We start from the raw sequence: 11,884 nt of genomic DNA, 5'->3' as shown, positions 1-11,884 counted from the left end.
GGGGCTTGCGTTTGCTGTGCCCTCTGCGCAGCCCTGCAATCAATGTCTTGCGCAGTTCACCCGCCGGGTGGGCATAGATAAACTGGTAAATAGTCTCATGAGAGACGTGCCACTGTTTGTCTTCGGGATAGTCCATCCGCAACCTCCCCGCTATCTGCTCCGGTGACCACTTCCTTTGCAGAATAGCGTGTGTCACCGCGAGGGTTAAAGGCGAACCTTCAGTCAACTTCCTGACTCCCTTGCGTCGGCGCCTCTGCGCTTCTTCCCGACCGCATACGGCGTCATAGGTCTCTTCCACACGACCGCGCTGAATCTCCCGACTGATCGTGCTAGGGCTTCGGCCCAACTGCCTGGCAATGCCACGAATACTCAGCCCCTGATTCAATCCACGCTGTATCTGGTTTCGCTGATCGGGCATCAATTGCCTGTATTTTCTGGCCATCTCTCACCTCCGTCTGCCTTCGACCAGAGGTGTTGCACTTCATTTTAGAGCGCTCCCTGCATATCAAACACCTGCGAAGACACCCTGAAAACAGTTTGCTCGCGGTGATTGACATGGATAAATTCAAGCCCATCAATGATCGTTATGGGCACCTGAATGGAGACCGCGTTCTCAAGGTTTTTGTTTCGATTTTTAGGGAAACTCTCCGGGAAACTGATATTTTTGGTCGTTTGGGTGGAGATGAGTTTGCCATCATTTTCAGAAACTGCAACTTGATGGAAGTCACGGACATCCTCTCTCGCGTGCAGGCGAAAATGAAAAAAGTCAAAATCACCCTGGCTGATGATGCCGTATCGATTTCTGCCAGCATTGGCTTAACCGAGCTTTACCATGAAGATCAGCCATTTTCCCTGGCCTTGGCCAGGGCAGATCAGGCCCTTTACCAGGTTAAACAGAATGGAGGGGGCAACTTCGCCACAAACACAGCCCCTGCTCCTACCTGACTTTATGTAGTCCCTTCCCCTGCTTGTAAGATCGCTTGTACAACAGATCAGAATTAGTTAAAACTTGCACCGCTCCAAAAAACCATGTAAAACAGACATCCCTTGAGCGATGTGGTTATCTTGATTTGAAAAAATTTTTTGTGGCCGCAGTGACGGCCGGAATCAGCTTTCTGTTTATCATCGCGCCGCAACCCTTGCAGCGCAGTATTCCTGGGCTTCCCACAAAAATTTCGTTACTGACTGCCAAGCCCTCTCCGAGCAGCGATAGTAACAACGCCCATCCACAGCCTGCTGCGGCAGGGAATGCGAGTGTACCACCCATGGGTGCGTGGCAAAATCTGGCGGGAGTGTATAGTCAGGATGTGGTGTACGCCTCCAGAAAAACTGGGATTTCCCGCAAACTACTCGCAGCAGTGATTCATGTGGAAAGTCGTGCCAGCAATGTGGTCAGTGATGCCGGGGCGGTAGGGCCCATGCAGCTTATGCCCAGTACCGCGCGGCACTTTCTGCACGTTAATCCCTGGAAACCGCGACAAAATATTGTCGGTGGTGCGCGTTATTTAAAGCATCTCCTGGCTATTTTTCATGGTCATCTGCGCGAAGCTCTGGAAGCCTATAATGCCGGTCCTACCGCCGTTGCCCACGGAGCAATACCCATACCGGCACAGGTGTATGCCACACAGGTGATGGCGCTGGCGGCCTGATCCGCCAGCAGCTTTTTCAATGGCCGGTCGGATCCATTAACAGAATGTGTTATAATATAAGCCTTTGTTCACCTACAAAGGAGAAAAATATTGTCCAGTCAAAGCAATACAACACCGCAAAACACCAACATCACCTTGCAGCTTGGTCATGACGAGTTATTGATCCGTAATCGTTACGAAACCATCAGCATCATCAATGATTTCATGATTGGTATCCTGTTCCTGGTGGGCAGCTTCTTTTTCTTTTATCCCTCCATGGAAACAGCAGGGGTATGGCTTTTCGTCATAGGCAGCGCCGAACTGCTGATTCGCCCGATTATCCGCCTTGCCCATCATATTCATCTAAAAAGACTGCCGGGCAGCAGCTGGGATATGTAGTAATCCCGTTTCATTGGCGCCCCGACTTCAGGAAAGACGCAACGCACACCGTCGAGTTCCCTTTTAACGCAGAGAGCGCCCCTTGCCCGCCCGTTTACCCCGACAAGTCTCCAGACGATTTTTGCGAATAGCACGCGGCAAAGCCTGTGCTTCAGGTTGAATAAACAGGTTTTGCAAATGGGCCTGAGGGACCAACGTCATCAATTTGACCCCCTTCCCTTTGGGAAGCTGCTTGATTTCCGCCACAGGAAATAGCAAGCCATGACCATCGGAAGACACACAGAGAATTTCTGCAGAAAGATCAGAAACGGGCAGGAGGGGCAGTGGATACTCATCCGCCTCCAGAGACAAAAACGCCTTACCCGCACGATTGCGTCCCGTCATATTTTCCAGGGCAGTGATAAAGGCATAAGCACCACTGCTCGCCACCAACCATAAACTGTCAGAGGGACCGCAAGCCACAGATTGCATTGTCGCCCCGTTCTGAAAGTCCACCTGACTGGAAGCCGGCACCCCATCGCCACGGCCACCCGGAATCTGACTGACCGGCAGGGAATAAGCGCGACCGGTTTGATCCAGCAGCACCAACTGATCCACCGAGCGGACCTCAAAAACCTGCAGGAGCTGGTCGCCCTCCTTGAAGGTCAGACTGTCTGTGGCGATTCCATGCCCGGCGCGACTGCGTAACCAGCCTTTACGCGAAACAATCACCGTCACCGGCTCGTCGGTGACGGCCGCCACAATGGTTTGTACCGACTTGCCGGTAATGGCCGCATCAGCCTGCAACAAGGTGCGGCGGTTGTCGCCGAATTTTTCTGCATCTGCGCTGATTTCCTCTACCAGCAACGCTCTCAGGCGTTCCTCATGGGCCAGTAAACCTGCCAGATAATCGGCATTGTCCCGTTTATCCCGCAACTCCTTTTCCAGTTCGATGCCGGCCAGCCGCGCCAGTTGCCGCAGCCGTATTTCAAGAATGTCTTCGGCCTGGATTTCCGTCAGGGCAAAATGCTGGATGAGATCCGTCTTGGGATCATCGGATTCGCGAATCACCCGGATCACGGCATCAATGTCCAGCAGCACCCGCAAGCGTCCTTCGAGGATGTGAATGCGCGCCAGGGTTTTGTCCAGACGGAACTGGCTGCGGCGGCGCACGGTGCGCAGACGATAGGTGACCCATTGCCGCAAAATCTCTGTCAGCGACAGACAGGGCGCACGGCCCTCCAGATCCAGCACAGTCAGATTGACGGACTGGTTGGATTCCAGGGAAGTACGGGCCAGCAAATAGGTCATCAGTTGCTGGGGATTCTGATTCCGGGAGCGGGGTTCAATCACAATGCGTACAGCATGATCCTTGCCAGACTCATCACGCACCGTCTCTATCTGGGAGAGCATGGCGGTTTTGCTGGATTGCTGTTCGGCGCTCAGGGTTTTCTTCTTGCCCTCGCCCCGGGGCTGAGGGTTGGAGAGGTTTTCGATTTCCGAGAGAATCTGGGCGGTGGAAACGCCGGGAGGCAGTTCATGAATACTGATGCGCCATTCGCCCCGCGCCAGTTTTTCGACTTCCCAACGGGCACGCACCCGAATACTGCCGCGACCGGATTGGTAAGCCTCACGAATCTGTTCGGGTGCGGATATGATCTGCCCGCCTCCGGGAAAATCCGGACCGGGAATGGCGTCCAGAATGGCCGCGTCGGTCATCTCCGGAGTAGCGGCCAACTGCGCGCAAACAGCTGCCAGTTCGCGTAAATTATGGGGGGGGATTTCTGTGGCCATGCCGACGGCAATACCGGAAGCCCCGTTCATCAACAAAAAGGGCAGTCGCGCTGGCAAGGTTACGGGTTCTTCGAGGGTGCCGTCGTAATTACTGCGAAAATCTACCGTGCCCTCATCTATTTCTCCCAGCAGCAATTCGGATATGGGCGTCAAATTGGCTTCGGTGTAGCGCATGGCGGCTGCCGAGTCGCCATCCAGAGAACCAAAATTCCCTTGTCCATCCACCACCGGATAGCGCAAGGTAAAATGTTGGGCCATCCGGACCATGGCATCATAAACCGAAGTATCGCCATGGGGATGCCACTTGCCGATGACTTCCCCCACCACCCGGGCGGACTTGACGTGTTTGGGCGAGCGTTGCAAGCCCATATCGCGCATGGCAAACAAAATGCGTCTTTGCACCGGCTTCTGGCCATCCGCCAGGGCCGGAATGGCGCGTCCGGTCACCACACTCATGGCATAAGCGAGATAGGCTTTAGCGGCATATTCTGCGAGGGGCGGATTGGGATCTTTGGGGCTTTCTCCGTTGCCAGCCGGAGAAGGTGGCGGTGGTGGGGATACATCTGCGTCACTAGAGGCTGAACTGGCTTGCTGTGTAGAAGCAGGATGTTGTGAGTCAGCATCTTCTGCTCCCATGCCTGCAAAGAGGTCCAGGGTATTACTCATGACCAATTCCATTTTTGCACATACAACGTGGTCCCCCTCAGACTAAACCGTACCGAACCTTTCCCTTTCCCGACTTCGCATTTCAGATATCCAAATCCGCCGTCCAGCCATCTCTTTCCATCCATTCCCGCCGCCCTCCAGCCGACTGCTTGCCCATGAGCAGCGTGAAGCGCTCTTGCAACGTGACCAGCTCGGAAGGGTGCATGGTCAAAGGTACCAGAGAGCGGGTATCAGGACACATGGCCGTTTCCCAGAGTTGATCCGGATTCATTTCACCCAGGCCCTTGAAACGCTGCACCGCAATGGCCGACTCCTTGACCCCTTCGGCGCGCAGACGCTCCATGGCAGCATCGCGCTCTGCTTCTGCCTCACAATATATTTTTCGGGCCTTGCCGCGCCAGGTGGCATCCACCCGATACAGGGGCGGTTTCACCACGAATACATGTCCTTGACTCAACAAGGCAGGAAAATGGCGGAGAAACAAGGTCAAAATCAGCACCTGAATATGGCTGCCATCCACATCGGCATCCGATAAGATCATGATTTTGCCATAACGCAATCCTGCCAGCACTTGCTGGGGATGTGCTGCAACCGTATGGGGCTCGATACCCAGCGCCACTGCCATGTTGTGGACTTCCTGGTTTTTGAAGATGAGGTCCGCATCCACCTCCCAGGTATTGAGCACCTTACCCCGAAGCGGCAAAAGTGCCTGATACTCCTTGTCCCGGGCCGCCTTGGCGGAGCCTCCGGCAGAATCCCCTTCCACCAGAAAAAGCTCATTACGCTGGATATCCTCACTTTCGCAATCAGTCAACTTACCGGGCAAGGTCGCCAAACCCGACCCCTTCTTGCGCTCTATTTTCTGCGCTGCCCGACTGCGCAGCTGGGCGCTCTGTATGGCCTGCTCGACAATGGCCTTGCCTGCTTCAGGATGACTGTTCAGCCATAACTCCAGGGGATCGCGAATGGTCTGGACCATGAGCTTGTAAGCGTCCCGACTGGTAAGCTTGTCCTTGGTCTGCCCCTGAAACTGGGGATCCAGGATTCTCGCGGACAGTACCAGCGCCATTTTGCCGGTCACATCGTCCTGCACCAGCTTCAACTTGGCCGGTACCAGACCGTGATGCTCCATAAAACTGCGCACAGCCTCAAAAACCCCGGCCCGAAAACCTGATTCGTGAGTTCCCCCGTCCAGAGTAGGAATCAGATTGACGTAGGTTTCCGGACGCAAACTCCCCTGCCCGGCCCAGCACAGCGCCCAACTGGCGCCTTCTCCCTGGGCAAAACCATTACCGTCGTCACTTTGATACATTTCTCCGGCAAAAACCGGCGTTATGGGCTCCGCTTCACTGAGCATCTCTTCCAGATATTCGGCCAGACCCGCGTCATACTGCCAAGTTTGGGATTCCTGCTCCGCCACATGCAAAATCACCTGCAGCCCTGGCAGGAGAATAGCTTTGGCACGCAGGAGATGGATCAATTCACGGATATTGACCCGGGGCGAATCAAAATAGCGGGGGTCCGGCCAGACCTGGACGCGGGTACCATGCTGTCGGGCATGGCTGTTTTCGACCCTGCTCAGCCCTTGCGCAAGAGCGCTCTCGACAAAACCCAACTGGTAACGTCCATACCCGCCCCCTTCAGGATCGCGGGTACGAATGTCCACCTGCAACCGGCTGGACAGCGCATTGGTCACGGCCACACCGACACCATGCAAACCACCAGAAAAGCGATACGCCGAAGCCTTGTCGCTCTTGTCAAACTTTCCACCCGCATGCAGGGTCGTAAAGGCCAGCTCGGCGGCGGGTCGGGTCTCGCCGGGAGGAATTCCCACTGGAATCCCCCGACCATTGTCCTCGACAATCACCGATCCATCGCCCAGCACGCTCACTTCAATGCGGGTCGCATGACCCGCCAAAGCTTCATCGGCGGAATTATCAATGAGCTCCTGCACCATATGGGTGGGACAGCTGGTTCGTGTGTACATCCCGGGCCGCAAGCGTACCGGCTCCAGGCCCTTGAGAACCGTAAATTGTTCGGCGCTATAGTTCAAAACAGTCAGATCCTTTAAGTAGCTCATTGCCCGGCGCAGAAGCCGCTTTGCTGCCCGGCCCATCATAAAGGGGAATACGACCCTTGGGCAGCCCTGCCCTTACTCCTGCCCACGCTGCCAGCGTATATCGTCAGCATGGCGATTAAAGTGCATTTTTTCAGCTTCATCAAATTGTCACATTTCTCCGTTATGATCCAAGAATGAGCATCGAGACATTTCCAAGCGCGCGTCGATGCGCGGCAAGCAACCATGAACACGGTATAACATGAGCACAGGCAGACTCAGCATCGCCCTGATCACCGAGACTTACCCGCCTGAAGTCAATGGCGTAGCCCTTACCCTGGGTAAGGCAGTGGCAGCCCTGCAAGCGCGCGGCCATACGGTTCATATCATGCGTCCCCGGCAACCGGAAGAAGTGCTAGAGGAAGGACTGGTCGCGGCGTTCCCTCTGTTTTTTTATCCTCAGGTCAAGTTGGGCTGGGCTAGTCCGGCCACCATTAGCCATTGCCTGCAAAGCTGGGGTAGCGAAGTGGTTCATATCGCCACAGAGGGGCCCTTGGGTTATGCAGCCCTGTTGGCTGCCAAAAAGCTGAACCTGCCCGTCGTGACCAGTTTCCACACCAATTTCGATCAATATTTCTCCCTCTACGGGATTCCTGCTCTGCGCCATCTCGCGCGTGCTTACTTACGGCACTTTCACAACGCTACCCGCCAGACGCTGGTCCCCAGCCAAGGAACCCTGCAACGACTTGATCAGCAGGGTTTTCTCCGTCTCCAGCAATGGGGCCGTGGGGTCGATACCCAGCGCTTTCATCCCCAATGGCGCGATGCGCAGCTTCGTCAGGAGTTGGGACTAGAGGATCAGGATTTACTGCTGCTCTATGTGGGTCGTCTGGCCCGGGAAAAAAACCTGCCCCCCCTGCTCGCAGCTTTTCGCCAGCTCAGCAAGGATTATCCCCGGGCCATGCTGGCCCTGGTCGGTGACGGCCCTCTCCGTGACGAAATCAGCCAATTCACCCAGGAACGGATTTATTGTGCCGGCATGAAAAGCGGCATGGACCTCGCCCGCTGGTATGCCAGCGCAGATCTGTTCTGCTTTCCTTCCTGCAGCGAAACCTTTGGGAATGTGGTTCTGGAAGCCCAGGCCAGCGCCTTGCCCATCATTGCCTACGACTGTCCGGGCGTTTGCGAACAGGTTCGGGATGGCGTACACGGTCTGCTGCTGCCACGGGGTAGTGACTGGGACAGACCACTACATGCCCTTTGCGCCAATTCCGCAGATCGTCAACGCATGGGTACTGCGGGGCGGTTGCGCGCCGAATCGCAAAGTTGGGAGCACAGTTTTGACGTACTTGAAGCCGCTTATCGCCAACAAGTCCCCTCTTGCTGATTTTCTGGAAAATCCATGCGCATCCTTATGATTTCGGATACCTATTTCCCGCGTATCAGCGGCGTGGCCACCTCCATTCGCAGTTTTCGTCAGGGTTTGGAGCAACTCGGACATCAGGTCGACTTGCTCGTTCCTGATTATGATGTCAACAGCGGGGATGGCCCCGGAATCATGCGCATACCCTCTCGTAAAATCCCTCCGTATCCGGAGGAGCGGTTCATGCGCCCGCGCAATCTGCTGCAGAGCAAGTCCATGCTGGCTGCTCGGCAATATGATGTATTACACATTCAAACGCCTTTTGTGGCCCATTATCTGGGCAAGCATCTGGCCCGTCGATTGAACTTGCCGGTGGTCGGTTCCTATCACACCTATTTTGAGGCCTATCTCGGTCATTACTACAAAAAAATCCCCGGCCGACTCCGTCAGGCCATGGCGCGTATCCCCTCCCGTCAACAATGCGCCGCTGTGGATGGCTTGATTGTGCCATCCCAGGCCATGGCTACCGTGCTGCGAAGTTATGGAGTGAAAACCCCCATACAGATTATCCCCACCGGCATTCGCATACATCATGAGACACATGTACCCGAAGGCCGGGCGCAATTCCGCCAGCGCCACGCCATTGCCGAAAATCGCCCCGTACTGTTATATGCCGGACGTATCGCCCCGGAAAAAAACATTGGCCTGCTCCTTGCCATGCTCCGCCAGCTCCGTCAGCAGCAACCGGAGGTTTTGTTCTTATTGGCCGGAGATGGTCCCGCCCGTCCCGCCCTCGAAAAAATCATGCGGGACAACCAACTCACGGAACATGTCCGCTTTTTGGGGTATCTGGATCATCTGCACGAACTGCCGCAGGCTTATGCCGCTGCAGACCTTCTGGTATTTGCCTCGGAAACGGAAACCCAGGGCATGGTCTTGCTGGAAGCACTGGCGGCAGGATTGCCCGTGGTTGCGGTGCCCGCCATGGGCGCAGCCGATATTCTCCAGAGCGGGATAGGCACCCGCTCTGCGCCTGCTGATCCCGGCGCATTTGCCCAGATATGCGCCGATATTCTTGCCGACCGCAAGCAGCTGGAGCAATTGTCCATTGAAGCCAGAAAGCTGGCCGATCACTGGTCAGAAAGCAGCATGGTTACCCGGCTGGCTGATTTTTATCAGGCTATCGTCACGCAAAAAACATCCATGCGGGCAACAAGTTAGGCTTTCATAAACTGACTCATCACCTGTTTTCAGAAGACCCTCTTTCAGGACGCCATCACGCCCGCATTGACTGACATTTTTTGACAGCACCAGTAAAGATACTCCATTTTTTTCTTCATCAAACCCGTCAATAACATCTGTACCGCCACCTGACAACGCGTATCCGAAGCAAGGGGTTCACTGCGGACCACCTGAACGATGGTTTCACAACTGCCACACTCGCCAGTGGCAAATTCAAGCAACATTTTTTCCTTGGTCTGAATAGGCATGGCGGGCATAAAAAAGCGAATTCCGGTAGGACTAAAATCAGCCATTTTCCCTTGTACCTGCAAACCGTCCTTACAGAAAACCTGCAATGGCTCGGACAAGGGAATTCGTGAAAAATGCCGGACAGCACGTTGATAAATAACCACTGGCGCTGTTAACATTAAAATATTTTCAGATACCTGCAGCACTTTCGCAAAAAAAGCATATAGTTGACCACCCGACCCTATCGTCACCAGTAAAGATCCAGTTTCATCCTGGTAACTTCGTGGCCAGACATGATGAAAGCGTAAAAGAATCATTTCAGGGCCGACCGAATACAAACTACATAGCTTTCCAGAATCTGTCTCGGCAGGTGAAAACACCACGACATCCTGGGACAGCAGACGATTGAGCAGCTGCTGCGGGTTTTCCTGAACAATCTCCTGAAAAATAGCTTCGATGCTTTCCAGATACTGAGCGAATTTTCTTCCGGATCGGGGAGGGAGAACCAGACTCAAATTATTTTTAGCCATCGCGGAAGCTGACATACTGGATCTCTTATTTTCGCACTTGGGCAATATTCTAAGCAAAAATTATACCACAATATAATAGTCTTTCCATGCCAACCCGCTCAGGGCAAGCGCGCCCAGACATCCACAGAGAATGTAAACAAAATGATACACATTTAGCGAAAAATAAATAATTTGTTTAAAAAACAAGTGATAATATATTTTTAGGCATTTAAGATATTTGATACATTATTCGTCCGCACTGCTTCAGACTGCGCTTTGCAGAGTTTCCCTGGCCCCGCTACAATAGGAATAGACATCGATGCATCAAGCGCTGTCCGCTGCATCCCACACTATCGGAGGATACTCATGCTCACAGAACATCAGGATTTAAAAACAGAATTCGCCGAACTGGGCGACCGGATCGATCAACTTCTGGCCGAACAAGGCCACTTTGCCAAAATTTATGCGGAATTCAATGCATTGACGGCTGAGATCGAGCACATCGAACGCAATGATGCCGCCACTGGATCACAAAGCCTGGAAGAAATGAAGAAAAAACGCCTGCTGCTCAAAGATGAAATTTATCGCATGCTGACTGCCAGCTAATGCGTCTAAAGAACCGACAGCATCACGGCCATATCGTGTATTCTGTCGGATTTTAAGCCCTCTCGGCCAGCCATTGGCTCAGAACGCTCACATCAACCACTATCTGTTGTCCGGCTTCCCTGCCCTGCAGTACTTTTGCCGGACTATGCGGTTCACCCAACTGATCCAGCACTCTCAGTGCCGAGGAAAAATCCTGATCCTGGGTATATTCGGTCTGGGTGATCACGGTAGCCAGTCCGGCAGAAACTGCCGAACGCAAACCGTTTTCAGAGTCTTCCAGGGCAAGGCCATCGGTAGCCGGTAAATCCAGTTGTCTCAGGACATAAGTGTATATATCCGGGGCGGGCTTTTTGTGCGGCACGATATCTCCCGCACCGATAACCTGAAAGCGATTGCTTCCATCTTGACCCAGTGTACTTTTCAGCAATGCGTCCACATTGGCAGGCGTGGTGGTGGTGGCGATGGCCAAGGTCAATCCGGCATCGTTGGCGGCATTGAGCAGTCGCTCCACCCCTGGCCGCAGCGGTAACAAACCGGCCTGCATCATTTCCACATAATAAGCCGTTTTCTGCTGATGAATTCGGGCAATATCCCCATCACTGAGCTGTGGCAGGGCCGGATGATCATTCAGAAAACTGCGTAAGCGCTCCTTACCACCCGTGACTTTCAGATAACGTCCATAAGTGGGCACATCCCAGTCAAAAGGCAGGCCTGCAGCAGCAAAAGCCTGATTAAAAGCCACCCGATGGGCGTCTCTTTCGGTATCGGCCAGAGTTCCGTCCACATCAAATATCAAGGCGCGCAAAGGCATGGGCTTTTTCCTGGGGCAAGTGAGCACAGATCCGCATTGTAAACACAAGCAGCAACATTGCCAAAATACCCAATCTCTGTTAAACCTAAGCGGATTTATGACAAGGACAGGAAGATCACATGGCAGATAACGCCTCTCAAGCTGCTGACCTCAGCGCCAGCAAGGTGCAGCCCAAAAACCCTCATCAGTACACCGCCTTTGTGCCTTACGAACCCAAGCCTGGCGAGGATTATATGAACGCCGCGCAAACTGCCCATTTCCAGAAAATTCTCGAAGACTGGCGCGGCGAGTTGATGGAAGAGGTAGATCGCACCGTACAGCATATGCAGATGGAAAATGTGAATTATTCGGACCCGAATGACCGCGCCAGCCTGGAAACCGATATGGGCCTCGAATTGCGGGCGCGGGACCGGGAGCGCAAGTTGATTCGCAAAATCACCCAGGCATTGGGCCGCATCAAGGAAGGAGAGTACGGTTATTGCGAGAGCTGCGGAGTAGAAATTGGTCTGCGCCGCCTCGAGGCGAGACCAACCGCCACGCTCTGCATTGATTGCAAAACCCTGGAAGAAAAGCGCGAAAAGCAAATGGCGCAAGACTAGCCGA

Annotated in this window: 12 protein-coding genes; 7 read left to right on the top strand and 5 right to left on the bottom strand. The window is 54.0% G+C overall.

All coding sequences use genetic code 11. The annotated features are described in order from the left end of the window. On the bottom strand, positions 1-442 hold a 442-nt coding region (locus tag B1757_RS11195; RefSeq protein ID WP_143484250.1), incomplete at its 3' end, for an IS30 family transposase. Between the two features lie 29 nt (positions 443-471). On the opposite strand from B1757_RS11195, the gene B1757_RS11190 reads away from it, so the two are divergent. From B1757_RS11190 to B1757_RS11180, 3 genes are all read left to right on the top strand, one after another. Continuing rightward, positions 472-945 carry a GGDEF domain-containing protein gene (locus B1757_RS11190; RefSeq protein WP_301179166.1) on the top strand — a complete coding sequence of 158 codons (474 nt, stop codon included), beginning with the start codon at positions 472-474 and terminating at the stop codon, positions 943-945. Between the two features lie 125 nt (positions 946-1,070). Further along, the gene (locus B1757_RS11185) at positions 1,071-1,649 is read left to right on the top strand and encodes a lytic transglycosylase domain-containing protein (protein WP_101538378.1); all 579 of its coding nucleotides are present in this window, start codon (positions 1,071-1,073) and stop codon (positions 1,647-1,649) included. Positions 1,650-1,739: 90 nt separating this feature from the next. Continuing rightward, positions 1,740-2,027: a YrhK family protein gene (locus tag B1757_RS11180; protein WP_172437688.1), complete on the top strand. Its 288-nt coding sequence runs from the start codon at positions 1,740-1,742 to the stop codon at positions 2,025-2,027. A gap of 63 nt (positions 2,028-2,090) precedes the next feature. Here B1757_RS11180 and parC read toward each other — a convergent pair whose 3' ends face one another. After that, entirely contained in the window at positions 2,091-4,466 is a 2,376-nt protein-coding gene (gene parC / locus B1757_RS11175) for a DNA topoisomerase IV subunit A (protein WP_101538377.1), read from the bottom strand. An 82-nt stretch (positions 4,467-4,548) separates the two neighbouring features. Then, positions 4,549-6,519, bottom strand: coding sequence for a DNA topoisomerase IV subunit B (locus tag B1757_RS11170; protein WP_101538391.1), 1,971 nt, complete (start codon positions 6,517-6,519; stop codon positions 4,549-4,551). A 265-nt stretch (positions 6,520-6,784) separates the two neighbouring features. Between B1757_RS11170 and B1757_RS11165 the strand changes: the two genes are divergently transcribed. Both B1757_RS11165 and B1757_RS11160 read left to right on the top strand, forming a co-directional pair. Further along, the gene (locus B1757_RS11165; RefSeq protein WP_101538376.1) at positions 6,785-7,909 is read left to right on the top strand and encodes a glycosyltransferase family 4 protein; all 1,125 of its coding nucleotides are present in this window, start codon (positions 6,785-6,787) and stop codon (positions 7,907-7,909) included. Between the two features lie 15 nt (positions 7,910-7,924). Next, on the top strand, positions 7,925-9,106 hold the full coding sequence (locus tag B1757_RS11160; RefSeq protein ID WP_101538375.1) for a glycosyltransferase: 1,182 nt from the start codon (positions 7,925-7,927) through the stop codon (positions 9,104-9,106). 44 nt (positions 9,107-9,150) lie between these two features. Here B1757_RS11160 and B1757_RS11155 read toward each other — a convergent pair whose 3' ends face one another. After that, complete coding sequence (locus B1757_RS11155; protein WP_172437687.1) at positions 9,151-9,735, bottom strand: PilZ domain-containing protein; 585 nt, start codon at positions 9,733-9,735, stop codon at positions 9,151-9,153. Positions 9,736-10,230: 495 nt separating this feature from the next. Here B1757_RS11155 and B1757_RS11150 point away from each other — a divergent pair, with 495 nt between their 5' ends. Further along, positions 10,231-10,470, top strand: coding sequence for an HP1242/YdcH family protein (locus tag B1757_RS11150; protein WP_101538373.1), 240 nt, complete (start codon positions 10,231-10,233; stop codon positions 10,468-10,470). A gap of 52 nt (positions 10,471-10,522) precedes the next feature. Here B1757_RS11150 and B1757_RS11145 read toward each other — a convergent pair whose 3' ends face one another. Next, positions 10,523-11,281 carry an HAD-IA family hydrolase gene (locus B1757_RS11145; RefSeq protein WP_101538372.1) on the bottom strand — a complete coding sequence of 253 codons (759 nt, stop codon included), beginning with the start codon at positions 11,279-11,281 and terminating at the stop codon, positions 10,523-10,525. Positions 11,282-11,400: 119 nt separating this feature from the next. Between B1757_RS11145 and dksA the strand changes: the two genes are divergently transcribed. Further along, positions 11,401-11,880: an RNA polymerase-binding protein DksA gene (gene dksA, locus B1757_RS11140; protein WP_253253823.1), complete on the top strand. Its 480-nt coding sequence runs from the start codon at positions 11,401-11,403 to the stop codon at positions 11,878-11,880. Positions 11,881-11,884: the final 4 nt, after the last annotated feature.

The organism is Acidithiobacillus marinus (genome assembly GCF_002847505.1).
GTDB classification, from domain to species: domain Bacteria; phylum Pseudomonadota; class Gammaproteobacteria; order Acidithiobacillales; family Acidithiobacillaceae; genus Acidithiobacillus; species Acidithiobacillus marinus.
The sequence above is the reverse complement of the archived record's forward strand: the minus strand, read 5'-3'. Positions and strand labels throughout refer to the sequence as shown.